The 16,567-nt window shown below is 45.0% G+C and carries 13 protein-coding genes; 2 read left to right on the top strand and 11 right to left on the bottom strand.

Annotated elements, in window-relative coordinates; all coding sequences use genetic code 11:
* Together IQ273_RS19400 and IQ273_RS19395 are read left to right on the top strand one after the other, a co-directional pair.
* Positions 1–459 (top strand): molybdopterin dinucleotide binding domain-containing protein (locus IQ273_RS19400; protein WP_278000570.1); only part of this gene is annotated, 459 nt, incomplete at its 5' end.
* 13 nt (positions 460–472) lie between these two features.
* Positions 473–934 carry a phosphate-starvation-inducible PsiE family protein gene (locus IQ273_RS19395; protein ID WP_194024812.1) on the top strand — a complete coding sequence of 154 codons (462 nt, stop codon included), beginning with the start codon at positions 473–475 and terminating at the stop codon, positions 932–934.
* Positions 935–973: 39 nt separating this feature from the next.
* Here IQ273_RS19395 and IQ273_RS19390 read toward each other — a convergent pair whose 3' ends face one another.
* The 11 genes from IQ273_RS19390 to IQ273_RS19340 all read right to left on the bottom strand — a co-directional run bounded on the left by IQ273_RS19390 (position 974) and on the right by IQ273_RS19340 (position 16,400).
* A complete protein-coding gene (locus tag IQ273_RS19390) occupies positions 974–2,047 on the bottom strand; it encodes a glycosyltransferase family 1 protein (protein ID WP_194024811.1) in 1,074 nt (357 codons plus the stop codon).
* A gap of 41 nt (positions 2,048–2,088) precedes the next feature.
* On the bottom strand, positions 2,089–3,060 hold the full coding sequence (locus IQ273_RS19385; RefSeq protein WP_194024810.1) for a GDP-mannose 4,6-dehydratase: 972 nt from the start codon (positions 3,058–3,060) through the stop codon (positions 2,089–2,091).
* A 35-nt stretch (positions 3,061–3,095) separates the two neighbouring features.
* On the bottom strand, positions 3,096–4,244 hold the full coding sequence (locus tag IQ273_RS19380) for a glycosyltransferase family 1 protein (RefSeq protein WP_194024809.1): 1,149 nt from the start codon (positions 4,242–4,244) through the stop codon (positions 3,096–3,098).
* A gap of 2 nt (positions 4,245–4,246) precedes the next feature.
* Complete coding sequence (locus IQ273_RS19375) at positions 4,247–5,158, bottom strand: glycosyltransferase family 2 protein (protein WP_194024808.1); 912 nt, start codon at positions 5,156–5,158, stop codon at positions 4,247–4,249.
* Between the two features lie 81 nt (positions 5,159–5,239).
* Positions 5,240–7,651: a glycosyltransferase gene (locus IQ273_RS19370; protein ID WP_194024807.1), complete on the bottom strand. Its 2,412-nt coding sequence runs from the start codon at positions 7,649–7,651 to the stop codon at positions 5,240–5,242.
* Between the two features lie 100 nt (positions 7,652–7,751).
* Complete coding sequence (locus IQ273_RS19365; protein ID WP_194024806.1) at positions 7,752–8,645, bottom strand: glycosyltransferase family 2 protein; 894 nt, start codon at positions 8,643–8,645, stop codon at positions 7,752–7,754.
* Positions 8,646–8,854: 209 nt separating this feature from the next.
* A complete protein-coding gene (locus IQ273_RS19360; protein ID WP_194024805.1) occupies positions 8,855–11,287 on the bottom strand; it encodes a glycosyltransferase in 2,433 nt (810 codons plus the stop codon).
* Positions 11,284–12,192 (bottom strand): bifunctional 2-polyprenyl-6-hydroxyphenol methylase/3-demethylubiquinol 3-O-methyltransferase UbiG, encoded by a 909-nt coding sequence (locus tag IQ273_RS19355; protein WP_194024804.1) that lies wholly within the window; start codon positions 12,190–12,192, stop codon positions 11,284–11,286. Before IQ273_RS19355 ends, IQ273_RS19360 begins: the two co-directional genes overlap by 4 nt.
* Before the next feature lie 72 nt (positions 12,193–12,264).
* Positions 12,265–14,250 (bottom strand): TylF/MycF/NovP-related O-methyltransferase, encoded by a 1,986-nt coding sequence (locus IQ273_RS35415; protein ID WP_194024803.1) that lies wholly within the window; start codon positions 14,248–14,250, stop codon positions 12,265–12,267.
* A 239-nt stretch (positions 14,251–14,489) separates the two neighbouring features.
* Positions 14,490–15,311 carry an ABC transporter permease gene (locus IQ273_RS19345; RefSeq protein WP_278000571.1) on the bottom strand — a complete coding sequence of 274 codons (822 nt, stop codon included), beginning with the start codon at positions 15,309–15,311 and terminating at the stop codon, positions 14,490–14,492.
* A gap of 249 nt (positions 15,312–15,560) precedes the next feature.
* Positions 15,561–16,400, bottom strand: a complete 840-nt coding sequence (locus IQ273_RS19340) for a metal ABC transporter permease (protein ID WP_194024802.1) — start codon at positions 16,398–16,400, stop codon at positions 15,561–15,563.
* Positions 16,401–16,567: the final 167 nt, after the last annotated feature.

Raw genomic sequence — 16,567 nt, 5'->3', positions numbered from 1 at the left:
GACGACCAGTACCCGTTTGTGCTCACCACTGGGCGGCTCTACGGCCACTGGCACACCCAGACCCGCACCGGGCGGATTGAGAAAATTCAAAAAATGCACCCCGCCCCGTTTCTCGAAATGAACCCCCGCGACGCCCAGCAGCTGGAGGTGCAGGGGGGCGAATGGGTAGAGGTGCGATCGCCGCGCGGTACCGTCCGGCTGCCCGTTTTGGTCACCCAAAACATTCGTCGGGGCAGCCTGTTTGTGCCCATGCACTGGGGCAGCCTGTGGGCTGACGAAGCTGAGTGCAACGCCCTCACCCACCCGATCGCCTGCCCGATCTCGGGCCAACCCGAGCTGAAGGCCTGTGCCGCGCAGGTAGTGCCCCTAAACCGCCTAAACCCAGACCAAACCGCCCTGCCTGAGACTTTACCCCAGGCCCTAGAATCGTCTATTCTCTCAGCAGCACCCACCCCCTGAGTAGTTAATCTCTATGGCGAACCGGGCCAAGCAGCTGGCCAATCAGCTGGCCAATCAGCTCAAGAATGAAACGTTTCTAGAGCGGTTACACCAGTTTGAGGGCAGCATTTCTAAACTGCTTTCTTTAGGCATGGTGATCGTGATTTTGGCGATCGTATTTGATCTGGCAGTCGTGCTGATCGAAGCCATCTTTACCACCGCCCCCGGCACGTTCCTAGGCCAAACCGTAATCGATGTTTTTGGCCTCTTTTTAACGGTGCTAATCGCCCTGGAGATTTTGGAAAACATCACCGCCTATATCCGAAAGCACGTGGTGCAGGTCGAGTTGGTGATAGCCACGGCTTTGACAGCGGTGGGTCGAAAATTTATTATTCTTGACCTAACCAAGGTGACAGGGACAACGCTAATTGGGCTTGCGATCGCAATTTTCGCCCTCGCTATCAGCTACTGGATTGTGCGCACCAGTCACCGCTAAAGGATTACGATTTGCGTTCCAGCCATCGCTAGGATTGGCTCACAAATATTGTTGCAGAATGGTACTAGTCTGCCGTCCGGTTTTCTCCCAGCTAAACAGTTTTGCCCGTGCTAACCCTTTTTGATGCAACGTCTGCCAAAGCTGTAGATCGGTTGCAACAGAAACCATAGCTTCTGCCACTTCACTAATGTTGTAGGGATCAATCAAAATGGCGGCATCCCCAGCCACCTCCGGTAGCGAAGATAAGTTGGATGTAATTACCGGAGTACCGCAGGCCATTGCCTCTAGCACTGGTAAACCAAATCCTTCCCACAGGCTGGGAAACACCAGCGCGATCGCCTGGTTAATCAGCTGAGGCAGTTCGCTGTAGGGCACGTAGGACAAAAACTGGACGCGATCGCCAAGTTCCATCTCCTCCACCTGAGCTTGAAGAAATGGCGTATAGCGAGGGTCAGGTACTCCGGCGATTAGAAGTTTAAAGTCAGGTAGCTTTGTCTTAGCAAAGGCCTCAATTAGTCGCCCCAAATTTTTGTAGGTGTAATGGCTACCCACGTACAAAAAATAGGGCTGCCGAGGCAAATTCAGCATTCGATAGTGGTTGTCATCGTAGGCCAGTGGGATTACCGTTGTCGCCCCTGGCGGCGGACCAAAAAAATGGTAGATATCCCGCAAAGTTGATTCAGAATCGCAAATGATGTGTTCAGCCTGACGAATAACCTGAGGTAGGTAGTATCGAGAGTACAGCGTGAGCGGTGATCGCCGCTGAGGAAAGTGCAGCGGAATCAAATCATGTACCGTAACTACCGTTCGGCACGATGACCAGAGCGGCGCTTCAGGAACGGGAGAAAAAAACAGTTTCGCCTTCAGCTGTTGGTAAATCTGAGGTACCTGAAACTGAGTCCACCACAGCCGCCGGGCATGCCCTTTCTTCCCAGCATCAGTAGTGGCTCCTGGGGGAGAAGGCTGGTGGCAATGCCCGGCGATCGCGCGATCGCTGAGAATACAGCTGTCTGCTCTGGAAAGATGCTGAACCAGGTTAAGCGCATACACCCCTAGCCCCGTCGGTTTAGTGGGTACAAACGCCAAATTAATTAGCAGCGAGGCCTCAGTCATTCAAGAGCCGTTCAATGGTGTGTTTTATGCCTGCGATCGGCTTATTCCTTGGACTCAGTCAGCGTCTTGAGATCGTAATCAACCATCGATTCTACTAGCTGTTGAAACGAATACTGAGGTTGCCAATTCAGCTGAGTTCTAATCTTGTCTATCGACCCAACTAGCTGCACATCCTCATCGGGGCGATAAAACGCTGGGTCAACGCTGACGTACTGTTGGTAGTCTAGACCTAGGTAGTTAAACGCACAATCTACCAGTTCACGTACAGAATGAGTCTCGCCACTGGCAATAATGTAGTCATCAGGGCTCTCCTGCTGCAGCATCAGCCACATGGCGGTTACCACGTCTTGGGCGTGGCACCAATCTCGCTGGGCATCTAGATTGCCTAGGCGTAGTTCGTTCGCCAGGCCAAGCTTAACTTGCACTGCCCCCCGAGTAATTTTACGAAAGACAAACTCAGCACCTCGACGCGGTGACTCGTGAGTGTAAGTAATTCCGCAGCAGGCGTACAAATCGTACTTTTGCCGGTAGTTGACCGTCATCCAGTGGGCGTAGGCTTTGGCTACCCCATAGGGGTTCCGGGGTCTAAAGGCCGTACGCTCGGTTTGGGGAGATTCATCGGGTTGGCCAAACACCTCGCTGCTCGACGCCTGATAAAAGCGAGTGCTGGGCTTGCAGCGCCGAATGGCCTCCAGTAGGCGAGACACACCTAAAGCCGTGTACTCAGCCGTTAAGGCCGGCTGTGTCCAAGACAGGGGCACGTAGCTCTGAGAGGCTAAGTTATAAATCTCATCGGGCTGCGTCTGATCAATGGCATCCATCAGCGAGAATTGGTCGAGCAGATCACCGGAAATAACCTCAATTTGGTTCGAAAAATGGCTGATGCGCTCAAAACTACTGGAACTGGAGCGCCGTACCATGCCACAGACCTCATAACCCTGCGATAACAATAACTCGGCAAGATACGACCCATCCTGGCCAGTGAGGCCCGTAATCAGTGCTTTTTTGGTCATTAACGTCGCTCGTTAAATCAAAGGGCTAGGCTCACTTATAGTAATGAACGATAGGCCGCCAGAGTCGATTTAGCCGTTCGGGTCCAGGAAAACTGAGTTGCCTGCTGGTATCCCCGGTCAATCATGGTTTGACGCAGGGCGCGATCGCCAATCACCCGCCACAGTGCCTCAGCCAGGTCTTCCACACTGGTAGGGTCTACCAGCAGTGCCGCTTCGCCAGCTACCTCGGGCAGAGACGAGGCATTGCTGGTCACCACCGGACATCCCAGGGTCATGGCTTCCAGCACCGGCAGGCCAAACCCCTCGTAGAGCGATGGGTAGGCAAATACATCGGCATTCCTGTAGCAGTAAGCCACCTCAGTATCAGAGAGATAGTCGAGATGGCGAATATGCTGCTGCCAGGGAGAGGCTGCGATCGCCTCAAAAATTGGCTCAAACTGCCACCCTTTTTGGCCCACCAGCACTAGTAAATGGTCGATTCGGCGGTCGGTTTTAAGGCGATCAAACGCCTGAATCAAGCGCACCACATTTTTTCTGGGTTCCAGGGTGCTAACAAAGAGAATGTAGGGGCGATTATCCGATTCAACTGCCGCTACACCCTGACTCCCTCCCCAAGCATCCACCGCATAGCGGCTAGCCAGCGGCGTAACCCACACCCGTTCTGGCGGCACATTCAGTAACTCCACAATGTCACGCTTAGAGCTTTCAGAAATGGTTACCACCAGATCGCTCCAGCTTAGGCACTGCCTTACACGCTGGCCGTAAGTCCGTACCACTGCCGTCACATACTCTGGATATCGCAGAAATGAGAGATCATAGATCGTCATTACCCGCAGGCTGTGCCGACAGGGATAAACCGCATAGTTGGTACCGTGGTAGATATCGGGTTGACCAAAACGATGCTCTAGCTGTCCCAAAACCGGGTTTCTAGGCACTTGAGCCAACAGGTTGAGCAAGCGTACTGGCAGGGGTAAGACAGCTATATCGTCATAGACCGCAAGCACTTCAGGTAAAGCTAAATTCCCTCGTAACCAGTTCTTAAGGCTGGGTTGATAAGCAACGCCAAGGCTAAAATTTTCGGCTGCTTGCAGCGATCGCAGTGCCCCCAGCAGATTCAGGACGTAGAGCCCTACACCACTAGGCTTAGGCAAAACCGGAGTAGCATCAACGACAAACCTAACCATGCCTAGATCAACGCCAAAATGTCTTCGCGCCTAAACCAGGCCCGATCAGGTACCAAAAACCAAAAAATCATTTTAGGAAAGACCTTAAAGAATGCCAGCGGGTTATGCGCTATTAGCTCTCGGCATGAAAACTGTACCAGCAGACGCACAAAGTGCTGAGTTTGGGTGCGATCGTAGCGGCTAATACCATGAGTTTTTTCCACATTCACCAGGGCATAGCCTAGCAGCCAATTAGCTGGGATCACTCCAAATTTAGCCTCAAGCATTCGGTTGATTTCAGAATGAACGGCGAAAGTTTGACCAACTGTTTTGTTCAAGGCATATAGCCTAGAGCCAGCTAATTTTTCGGGCAAAAAATAAAAGTCAGTGTACTGGCCAAACCTAAGCCAGAGTTCATAATCCATACAATATTGGAGTGAACTATCAAGGTTCCCATATCTATCAACTAGGGAGCGCCTAAAAAATACAGCAGGCTGGCAACAATAGCACGATTCCTTGAGCCTTGCATAGCTCCAAGATTCTGTGGGAAAGCTCTTCAAAGCCTCATCGTTTTCCCCAATCCAGTCAGCGTTTCCATATACAACTTGTACATCGGAATGGTTTGCAAAAATAGCTTGTACCTTCTTTAAAGTTCCAGGATAGTAAATATCATCAGAATTTATCCACGCGATGACTTCACCACTTGATTTCTTGATGCCTTTGTTAATGGCATCGGCTTGTCCATCATCAGGCTCAGATATCCATGAAAGTTGCCCTTCATATTTTTTTAGTACATCTAGAGTATTGTCCTGACTACCGCCATCTACAACAATGAACTCAAGGCTTATATCCTGATCCAAAACACTATTTATTGTCCGTTCAATAAAACGGCCCTGTTGGTAGGAAGGCGTGACAACACTAAATGTTGAATTCATGACGAATAAATCTAAGAATTTTATCTAGGCAATATATATCTACTCAATCCGAGAGAAATGTGCAAACCCAACTGATGTAGTTCAGCCAATGTCACGCTCAGAAAATAGATTTGTAGCTTCAAGCAAGAATGAGAGCTTTCTACTGCTCGAATCTTTAAAGTAGTTAGAGAATCTAAGCTTTATTGGCTGACCGCTCAAGATCTTAGATGGCAGGTTAATGGCCTGGTGCTGATGAGCTGAAATGTTAAATCTATTAACCTTTTGTCCGCCAGAGTAGACTGTCATCACTAAATCAATAGGTGCCGTCCCCATAATATAAAACTCTTCAGAAGCTCCCACTTTCTTGCCAGGAATAGTCACCACTGGTGAAAGCCAGTTATCTCGCCAGTAACCATTTACAAAGCCTGCAGAGCTTGGGGAAAAATCAATATGCATTGAGCTGAAATATTTTTGAATCCAGCGCATCAGTTTTCTGCGTACTTTTTGGAGCACGTATATAAGGGTATCAGTTAAAGATTCCTGTCTAAAACTTAATAGCGTATAATAAAGGATTGATAATCTATAGTGAATCCTAGCTAGCCCAACGTAAGCTTTTGGATTAAGGCGCAATAATTGACTAGTAAAACCATCCTTTTCAAAAACCAAATGATGCCAAAACCCCTGGAAGTAGCTTTTATGGACATAGCCAACGTTTCTGCGACTCACTTTGAATATTTCTGCATAAACCTTTGAGCGGGCAGAGCATGTTTTCGTCTCAGGGTAAAGTCGAGAACATGCTAAATCATTGGGCAAGAAATGAATACTACCGCATTGTGTCGCAATACGTAACCAATAGTCATAATCCATTGCATAGATTAACGACTTGTCAAACAGCCCAATTTTTTCCTTGACACGACTACGCCAAAAAGCAGCTGGCTGACAGATCATGCAGTCTTCAATTAGCCGGTTTAGAGAGTATTTTGCCGTTCTGTAGCTACCGGTAACATTATCATCTTCATCAATGTAGAAAGCGTTGCCATAGACCAGATCACATTCAGGATGCCGATTAAAGAAATCAACAACTTTATTAATACTTCCAGGAAGAAGCATATCATCAGAGTTTAGATATGCAAGGATCTGGCCTTTTGCAAGGTTCATGCCCTTATTTATGGCATCAGTTTGGCCCTCGTCAGAAGCTGAAACCCAAAAAAACTGATCGCCATAGGATTTCAGAATATCAACTGAACTATCTGTCGATCCTCCGTCAAATACGAAGTATTCTATATTTGGGTAATTTTGCCCAAGAACACTGTCAATTGTTCTCTTCAAGAATCGACCTTGGTTATAGGAAGGAGTAACAATTGAAACCAACGGTTGGTCTTCTTGATTCGCAGGAGAGATAGGCTGCAAATATTGATATGCTTTATTCTTTACTCTTTCGCATGCGGCCACTAAATTGTGGGCAGCATTATCCCAAGAGTAAGCCATGAGGCGAGCCTTGCCTGCCTGAATGAGTTGGTCTCTTAATTGAAAGTCGTCTAGAATACGTTCCATGAGCACAGCGATTGCAGCTGCGTCTGTAGGGTCGCATGTTAAGACAGCATCTTGACCTACCTCAGGTAGACTAGTTGTATTACTACAAATAACAGGAGTTTCAGCATTGAAAGCCTCTAAAAGCGGCATCCCAAAGCCTTCATAAAGTGAGAAAAATACTAAGGCTTTAGCACGTGCTAAAAGCACTCTCAAAAATTCTGGTCTAACAAAGCCTAAATGCACAAAAGGTATTGCAGAAAAATTTTTAGCTAAGTCGTCCCATCCTTCCTGGTAACCGGTTAATATAAGCTGGACATCACGTCCAGTCTTTCCTATGAAAATTTCGAATGCTCGAAGCAGGCACAAATGGTTCTTGTGCTTCCAAATATTAGCCGGAAATATAAAATAGTCTCCTTGAGGGAGTATTTTTTTTTCTAGATCAGTTAGGTTAATAGCTTCAAAATCCTGGTGAGAGTCTTGAAGTGCAGGTTCCATCAAAAAAATATCAGTGTAACTGTTGCCGACAAAATCAATAAGGGTTTGACGGGCAAAATTAGATATAGTTCCAATAGCTGCAGACTCCTTTAATGCTTTAGAGAACGCAACACGACGAGAACGCAAAGCTGCATCAGAGAAAAAGCCCGGAAACTTTTCGTGTTGGATATCTGGAATCAAATAAATCTGCTTAGTTAATGGGAACTTTAGATCGTCTTCTATCGGATAAGATCTAAATAAGACATCCAAGCTTTCTTCTTCAGCAATTTTATCAAGTTGCTGAAAATATGTAGAAAGAGGCAGGACTAAGTATTTAACATGGTCTCCAATATATTCAATAAGGCCTCTATTAAAAGGTGTACAAAACACAACAAAATAGTGATTATCATAAAGGTCAAACATGTGCTCACAAACACCTTTAACCAGCTGAGAAATTCCCCCAGATGCACCAATTATTAAAGGTCTGAAATCAATACCGATTCTCATAAGATAAACCTAGACTTTTAAATTACATCTTTTCAAGATATTCAGCACAGGTTGGATTTAGTTTTCCATCGTTTCCGGCAATACTCACCCAAGACGCACTTTACTTATCTAATTTAGACTGTTGAGGAAAGCCATCTGGCCTAGCATCAAACAGACTTAACAAAGACTGCGTCTTCTTCCAGAAAAAAACAATGTCTTTAGAATATGCTTTGGGGAAGATACTATGGTTCTCTTGGACAACCCGGTAAAGAGTGTCTAAAAAATAGCAGATTACTCCAGGTGTAATAGGTAATCCAGAATACTTCATAGATATGTTGCGTAGTTCTTCAACTCGGGCAAATGAGCCTGTGGCGGTTTTGGTAGTTTCGTATTCCCTACTCGCAGCCAAGGGCGACTGTACAGCTTGTGGAACACCAATACTTGACAAACGCATCCAAAGATCTGAATCCATTCCGTAGTGGAGATTAATATCTAAGTAACCAACTTTTTCCAACGCCTTGCGGTTTATAAAAGTTGAGGGTTGTAGAATATAATTCAAGCCCATCACTAAAGCTTGACGATCAAATAACACTTTTTCTGTAGGGAAAAACCTAGAGATAGCTTCTCCACTTTTATCTACTCGAAGACCATCTCCAAAATAAAAAGGTGATGACGGATTAGCTTGGTAAGCATCTTTGATGCGCTGGAATGATTTCGGAAGATAAAAGTCATCAGCATTTAACCAGGCTACGATATCTCCTGTAGCCTGCTTAAACCCTTTATTAATAGCGTCACTTTGCCCCAAATCATGTTCGCTAACCCAGGTACTAATATGCTCGGCATACTCTCTAATTATTTCAACAGATTGATCAGTTGAATTTCCATCAATAATAATCAGTTCCAAATCAGAGTATTGCTGAGATAGAATTGATTCGATACACTGCCTTAGATACTCTCCTTGATTTAAAGAAGGGACAATTATTGAGATTTTAGGCTCTGGGATGATTTGGCTCACGATATTTTCTCTAGGTAGTTTTTGAGATTTAAGCTTCTGCAAAACCCAAAGAGTGAAAGATTAAGATTTATATATTCACCACTGGGGTAGTTTAAAAAATTTCCTGGCGGTACTTATATTTGACACAATTTTCATAGTGTGATTAATTGTTCTTCAAGTTTAATAACAGTTGAAATAGGGTCGCAGGTGGTTATTAAACTAACCTTACTTTAACCCATCTTCGCTCTAACCAGTTTTTTCATTTGAAGCCACACTTTCCGGATCTTCCAAAATTTACTTGATTCCATAGCAGTTATAGTGGCTTGAGCCTGCTGGAGTTTAGTCTGCGTCTTCTCATAATCAGCTTGTAGACGCTGATTATGCGCTTGGTTTTGCTGAACTATAACTTTAGCTTGATGTATTTTCTCATGAAGATTTTGGGTGGACTGACGTTCTTGTAACAAAGCTATTCGTCCCGCTTCGATAGCAACTTCTCTTAGGTTTAGAGAATCGAATAGGTCAATCTCCTGGATGTCAAAAGATTTTCGCTGAGACTGGTTATCAATTAGCAGCTTTTTATAAAGATCTGTGTAACGACTAGCTTGGTGTTGTAGGGAATAATTTTCCTCAATTTTGTGACGTGCCTTTAGACCCATTTCCTCGTATTTGTTAGGATTGATTAGGCTATCTAAAATAGCCTTGGAAAGGCCATCTATATCTCCTAATTTTACTAATCGGCCTGTTTCACCATCATCGATAAGGTCTACCATTCCACCCGTCAAAAATGCAATAACAGAAGTTCCGCAACTCATTGCCTCTAACATAAGATTTGGAAAGTTGTCCTCTAAAGAAGGCAGCAGTAAAACATTTGCTGCCGAATAAATATAGCTTAGTTCCTCATCTGAGGTCACATAGCCAAGAGAAATTACATGTACACCTAAGCCATCTAAGTTTTTAAAACTGAGAGAACTGCGACCAAAATTTAAAATTTTGATTTGCTTTTTCTCTGATAATTGTTGAATCAAATCACTTTGAAAGCATTGAGTCAAAGCCTGAATCAGGATGTCAACTCCTTTTCGTTTTTCCACACTATAGTCAGCACCAAAGAGTAGGACAATATCGTCCTCAGGTATACTTAAATGTTTTTTGGCAATCACTTTAGGAATGGGCGCGAAGGCAGTAGTGTCTATGCCATATGGAATGACTTCAACTCGATTATTCTTAAATAGTCGGCTGCTACTAGCACAATCTGCTAGCCACTGGCTTGGAGTTACTATTGTCAGATTTGAGAAGGAGGATAGTTTTCTAACTTTATCATCTAAGATTGATGTCGGCAAATCATACTTATCCTCTTTCAGCTGAGGACACTTGCTACAGGTGTTTTGATAGCGTTGGCAACCGGCAGAGTAATGACAGCCTCCTGTAAAGGCAGCCATATCGTGCAGAGTCCATACAACAGGTTTTCCTAAAGTTAAAAGCGCAGCTATGGTTTTAGCCGATTGAAACCATGCAACCCAATGTAAGTTGAGTATATCAGCTTGGTTGAGCTGTTCTATGCTAGTTAGATCAATGGCTGGATAAGGATATGAGAATAGCGTATTTGATAAGTCAGTACGATTATTATTAATATAATAATCCTGAATCTCTGCGTAAAGACTATACTCATCTGAGACATTTCCATCAAGACCCAGGTCTTTCATTGAGCAGACAAACTGATCATCTGAGGCTCGTTGTTTAGCTAATACTAAGGAATCTTGGCCAAGCAAGCGAAGTCCTTGATGTAAGCGATAGGATGCACGAGCTGCTCCGCCTTGTATATCGCTGGTGGAAACATGTAATACCTTTAGGCTGTCTTTGGTATTGTTCTCAGCTTCAAAAACCCAGGATTCTACAATAATATTAGGCTTTTTAGCTTCTACAAATAAGGAATCGGATTTTCTAACCTGTCCATTATCTAGGACATCTAAATGATATTTAGGGAAATCTGCGATGCTTGATTCTGCTGCCGTGCAACTCTGAATGTCTTTGAATCCAGACTCTCTTAATAATCGACCTAGAGAATAGCCATCGTACATCCATTGATGAACTTCTCCACCTAAGCGAAAACGTCCGATTGCCAATGCAGCTTCATCCGTATTTTCTGAAATCGCTTGGTTTTGAGAATTGTCTAAATTCTTGCCTTTTAAGTTTTCTATAAGCGTCTGTCCTTCATAACCAAAACGCTTGATGACGTAATCTTCGTTAGGAATCTGATCTTTCGAGAGATACTTGGCCATGTCGCCTCCAGATTGGTGACGAACAGCCTGGTCATACATTTCTAATAAAATCCAGTCGTAGTCATGGGCGATCTTCTCAGAACCGTTTTTTGTTTCTTCCAAGATTCGCAGATATTCGCGGGCTATTTGCTCTAGATCTGGTACAACAACCCTAAGCACACCATCCGGACGGAGAACTCGTAAGCACTCTTGTAGAAAAGGCTTAGCTTCAGATCGAGAAAAGTGTTCTAGAAGATGGGAATGGTAAACTGCATCAAACGTATCGTCTGCGAAAGGGATCGGCTTGCGCAGATCATGAGCAATGACATCAGTTCCAGTTGACTGGAAATCTATATTGACCCAGTCTAGATGAAAGTGATTGCCACATCCTAAATTCAGATATCTCATTTCCGCTTCCGAAGTTTAACGTACAGGCTTTGTCCTCTTGTATATCTATTTAGTCCTCTTCTTAAGGCTTTCTCATAGTTGTTTATCATCGAATTAGCTAAGGAGTCTGGCAATCGAGATAATACACTTTTAAGCTCATTTTCCTTCGCCTGTACGTAGCCATCAATATGATAGTCAGCCAAGGGTTCGAAACGGGTAGTTTCAAGTCTTAGCGGCAAAATTTTTTCTAAAGCGCGGAAAGTCTTAACAGACCACTGAGTCATGTGGTGAGGAGGCATATCAAGTAAATTATATTGGTACTTTAGAAAGCTCTTTGCATTAGGTACGCTTAACAATAATAAGCCATTTGATTTCAGAAGGTCGATACAATCTGTCAAAAACTTTAACGGATTGGGCAAGTGTTCTAAAACCTGGAAGGCACAGAGACAATTGTATTGAAATTTTCCTTCAGCTAAAATATCTGTGATTGGTGACTGATGAATGTTAAGGCCACTTCTTTGAGCATCAAGCACAGCCTTTTCGTTAGAATCAATTCCTTCAATTTGAAAGCCCTTATCCTCTGCCTGACGTACAAAATGACCATCTCCGCAACCTATTTCTAGAATTCTGCTGTTTTCCTGTAAGTCCTGAAGCGCAACTCGGTACTCCCACTTTTCAGCCATATAGTACCACTCAAATTTCATGAGATTTTCATATAGCTGAGCTGAACCGAAAATATCTAACGGGTGGAAAAAGCGTAAGTCGGTGGTATTACATCGATACAGTTGAAAGTCTGGGTAGGTTTTGAGGTCTGCACTAACATCTATTTGAAAAAAATCTTGCCAGTCACTGATGATCTTTTCCCTTGAAAACCTATTCAAGAGGGTCACATTATTGCAATTAGTTAGGGGGCTTTTAACTACCATTGACCTGAGTTAAGTAACAGTTTCAGGAATACGATGAGGAGAGTCTTAGTGTGATACTTAACAATCGCGCAATTAAGTTTTGATCCAATATGCTTGAGTTGAGCCGACACGCTCTAACAAGGGTTTCTCATCTCGCTGCTTGCAAAACTCGTAGAAGGCTTCCCGGCATCCCTCCCAATAGCCAAAATCATCGAGAACAATGCATCCCCCCCTTGGAATGCGATCATAGAACGTGTTCAAAACAAGAATGACTGACTCATACCAATCAGCATCGCAGTGTAGCAGTGCAACCTGTTCTGGCAAAGGCTGTTGGAACGTTTCTTGAAACCAACCTGGCTTGATATGACATTTCTCTAAGGGTGCAGAGACATAGCCTAAAATTTCTTTGACATCACTAATTTCAGCCGCACATTTTCCGACCCAGTCGGCAGCATCTTTCCCATCTTTGGCAGAGGTAGGCGGCATTCCCTGGAAACTGTCGTATAACCAAAGCTGCCGCTCCGAATTCAGAAATCTCGAAAGCAGAGCCGCAGAGCCACCTTTATAGGTTCCACATTCAACAAAGTCGCCAGGTACATTTTGTTTGTTGAGTTGGGCGGAAAGTTGGGCTATATTTTCAAGGCGATCGCGGCTACATAACGTGTATGGCCGAAGTAAGGCGAATAGCTGGTCTTCTACGTAAGCCTGTGCTACTGATAAGGGGGTGGGTATTTCTGGAGATGAGTTCTCATCTGAATGACAAAGTGTTGATTGGCTCCGCTTTACCGTCAACTTTGGCCGTAGGTTAGTAATTCCAAACCATAACGGTTTTTCAGGATCGCGTAGCACTTTAAGGGACAAAGCATTGTGTGCGTAAATAAGAGTCGTGCGAAATAAGCCTTCACCGTGGCCACCATCAGCTACGCCAATGGTTACCGTATAATCGCCTTCAATCATGGAGATAGTAAAACTAAAGCTTACTTCTATGATTTCACCAGTTTTAACTACACCTAAGGATTTATTCATGACGTAGGTATTTGTCATAAATAAATCTAAGCCTGTTCGATCGCGAATCTTAAATCCAACGTGTGGATCTTCAAAGGCTTTGTGAAACTGAAGATTTATTGCCAGTCGTACCGATTGATCGATTATAGGGCTATGAAGCACCTGCCCGTCTGTACTTAGTAACTGGACTGATTGGATAGTAACTTCAGATCTGTGAAGCTTTATCTCCTCCACATTTTCTGGCATTCCTGCGATAATATCTTTTATATCTGGGTTGCCTTTAGATTGATTAGTTTCAAAAACCACATTGACATCTAGGGAATCAGAATCCTGATCTGACTCCTTTAGAATCTTAGCTTCATATAAATCGATAATTTGTCTCGGTTGACTATCTAAAACTATGTGCCCGTCTTCCAATAGCACTGCTCGATTACAAAGTTTGTAAATCGCGGACGAGTCATGAGAAACAAAGAGTAAGCTATGGCCTAATTCCTTTAATTGCCGCATTTTAGCAAAGCACTTTTGCTGGAAAAAAATATCTCCTACCGCCAGAGCTTCGTCTACAATTAGAATTTCGGGATCGACATTTACGGCTACCGAAAAAGCCAGTCGAACAAACATACCACTTGAATATGTTTTGACAGGCTGGTCAAGAAAATCTCCAATATCGGCAAAAGCAACAATCTGGTCAAATTTGCTCTCGACTTCTGCCTGGGTTAGCCCTAAGAGACGAGCATTGAAAAATACGTTTTGTCGCCCCGTAAACTCCGGGTTAAATCCACTACCTAATTCCAGCAGGGCAGATATTCTGCCATTGACATGTATATTTCCGGTTGTTGGAGTGAGAGTCCCTGCGATAATTTGTAACAACGTACTTTTGCCTGACCCATTGCGCCCAACAATGCCTAGCGTTTCGCCTTTTGAAATCTTTAAATTAATATCTTGGATTGCCCAGAATTCTTCTGCTCTAGGTTTTTTAGGCAGCAGAATTTCCCTTAAACGATCCACAGGCTGGTGATATCGTTTATATACCTTAGACACGTTCTGTAGCGAAATTGCGATCTCCTCAGTCATTGCTTCCCAGTGTCCTTTCTACTTAGACGGTTGCTACTATGTGCATGCTTTAAACATTCAGCGGCTTCTTTAGTTTCCTTAGTCAATCTCTGTTACGTGTGGTTTGTACTTTGCCAAGATTAGTATCAGCTAAGTCTCGGCTCCGATGTTGTTGTGTTTCACTACTGGCATATATAGTGGGGTTAGTGAAAAGTACCACTAGTTCTTTTAGCCGACCGTAATTCTTTTTCGCGATCGCACTACAACACATCGGCAAACGCTGGGCGCAGTTTGCGATAGCACCACAGTCCACCCAGCAAAACTAGGATAGATATAATTGTAGCCACGGCCCACTCACTCCAGTGAGTCACGTTGCCAGTTAAAATCATGTCTCGGTATAGTTCTCCTACGGCTGCCATAGGGTTGATCCAAAATATCCAGGTCTGAAATGGTTGAGGAATCAGACTGGCTGGATAGATTAAAGGGGTGGCATAGAACCATAAATTCAAAATTATCCCCAGCGATTGAGGAATATCGCGCAAAAATACTGTCAACCCGGCAGTCAAAAACCCTAGCCCAGCAGTTAAGCATAGCTGAGTCAACCAGACCAGTGGCAAAAGTAGTAAGGTCGGATGCAGCTGCTGGGTAGCTAGTACGACAAATATAATGAGGGCCATCAAGCCAAAGGTGCTCTCAATCAAGCTGGAGAGGATAGGCACTAAGGGCAGCAGGGTAAGCGGGAAGACGACTTTTTTAACCAGGTTGGGCTGCTGAATAACTGAAACAGCCGACTGTGACAATCCAGTGCTAAAGGCAAGCCAAGGCACCAAACCGGCAAATAACCACAATCCAAAGATTAGGGAATTGTCTTCAGGTAGCCCTGTTAGACTTATCCTGACCTTGAGCACAATTCCAAAGACGTAGGTATAAATTAGCAGTTGGGACACCTGGTTTAGAACAGGCCAGAGTTTTCCGAGGATAGAACCTTTGTAACGTGCATCTAAATCACGCTGAACTAGGGTCTTTAGAAGATTTAGCTTGGCCCATTGAGAGTCATCTAAGGGCAGCCAGCGCTTGATCAGTGTCTTTCTGCGCCAGAGAGCTTTTAGGGGTTTCAGGACAATTGTCACCGATTAGCTACCTTAGAGATAAGGACTTAAACCACAGACACCATACCTTAACTTGGTAGTTACTTCTCAAGGTGCTATTCCACTACTTAGAGGCGTCTATCAAGCGGGGGATAGTGACCGTATCATTAATGAAGAACGAATTGGAGCCAATGAATTATCCTCGCTGGTAATCAGCAAGGGTTCTAAGGGCATGTCTGTTTGTTAGGTATGGCTGCTAACCCAACGTCCAATAATTCCTTGGCGGGGGCTAAACAGCAGAGCCAACAAGAACCCTGCAAACACCGTCAGGCCGATCGCAGGTCCCGACGGTATATCAAGATAATAGCTGCTATACATGCCCACTACGCTAAATAGCACCCCCAGGGTAGCACCCAAACCCATCATCCAGTGCAGTTCTTTAACTAGCAGATAGGCGGTAGCGGCGGGGCCAACCATGAGGGCCACGACTAAGATAACGCCTACGGTTTTTATGCCGGCAATAATGGCGAGGGTGATGCCCGCCATTAGCCCCAGGTTGATGCGGTTGACGGGTAGCCCCAGGGCTTCTGCCCCAAGGGGGTCGAAGGTGAAGAACAGCAGCTCTTTGTAAAACAGGCCGACGCCAACCAGTACTAACCCGGCGATCGCAGCAATCTGCCAGACATCGCTGGAGCTAATGCTGAGGATGTCACCAAACAAAAGCTGCTCCAAGGATACTCGACTGCGGAATACCGTCAGCAGGGTAATGCCCAGCGAGAAAAAGGTCGAAAAGGTAATTGCCATCGCCGTATCGGCCTTGATGCGCGATTGGGTCCGAATCCAGGCGATGACGGCGGTGCTAAACAGGCCCATAGCAAACGCCCCCAGCAGAATAGGTAGGTTAAAGAAGCTGGCGATCGCGAGTCCAGGCAGCACCCCATGGGCTACCACATCCCCTAGCATGGCTATGCGCTGCACAATCAAGTAAGTGCCAACAACTGGGCAGAGAATGCCGACCAAAAAGCTGGCCAGCAGCGCCTGACGCATAAACTCATAGCTGAGCGGATCGAGCAGCCAGTCCATTACGACTTCCCAGAATTGGTAGACAGAGTAGGGGTGGCAGAGTTGCCCTCTGCGCTTTTGTTCAGAGATTAGGGAGACTGATTAGGGCCTCGGGTCATTCACATTCGCTTACTGTAATACACTCCCTGGGGTACTTTCTGGGGCGGGGGCAACAGGCGCTGCCGGGG

Source organism: Nodosilinea sp. LEGE 07298 (genome assembly GCF_015207265.1).
Taxonomy (GTDB): Bacteria; Cyanobacteriota; Cyanobacteriia; order Phormidesmidales; family Phormidesmidaceae; genus Nodosilinea.
Note: the sequence above shows the minus strand (reverse complement) of the source record. Positions and strands in the feature narration are given on the sequence as shown.

What these genes read in the sequence shown, in the direction of transcription:
- IQ273_RS19355 (WP_194024804.1), bottom strand. Translation starts at nt 12,192, where the DNA reads ATGGTAGTTAAAAGCCCCCTAACTAATTGCAATAATGTGACCCTCTTG.
- IQ273_RS19360 (WP_194024805.1), bottom strand. Translation starts at nt 11,287, where the DNA reads ATGAGATATCTGAATTTAGGATGTGGCAATCACTTTCATCTAGACTGG.
- IQ273_RS19380 (WP_194024809.1), bottom strand. Translation starts at nt 4,244, where the DNA reads ATGGTTAGGTTTGTCGTTGATGCTACTCCGGTTTTGCCTAAGCCTAGT.
- IQ273_RS35415 (WP_194024803.1), bottom strand. Translation starts at nt 14,250, where the DNA reads ATGACTGAGGAGATCGCAATTTCGCTACAGAACGTGTCTAAGGTATAT.
- IQ273_RS19390 (WP_194024811.1), bottom strand. Translation starts at nt 2,047, where the DNA reads ATGACTGAGGCCTCGCTGCTAATTAATTTGGCGTTTGTACCCACTAAA.
- IQ273_RS19340 (WP_194024802.1), bottom strand. Translation starts at nt 16,400, where the DNA reads ATGGACTGGCTGCTCGATCCGCTCAGCTATGAGTTTATGCGTCAGGCG.
- IQ273_RS19370 (WP_194024807.1), bottom strand. Translation starts at nt 7,651, where the DNA reads ATGAGAATCGGTATTGATTTCAGACCTTTAATAATTGGTGCATCTGGG.
- IQ273_RS19395 (WP_194024812.1), top strand. Translation starts at nt 473, where the DNA reads ATGGCGAACCGGGCCAAGCAGCTGGCCAATCAGCTGGCCAATCAGCTC.
- IQ273_RS19375 (WP_194024808.1), bottom strand. Translation starts at nt 5,158, where the DNA reads ATGAATTCAACATTTAGTGTTGTCACGCCTTCCTACCAACAGGGCCGT.
- IQ273_RS19385 (WP_194024810.1), bottom strand. Translation starts at nt 3,060, where the DNA reads ATGACCAAAAAAGCACTGATTACGGGCCTCACTGGCCAGGATGGGTCG.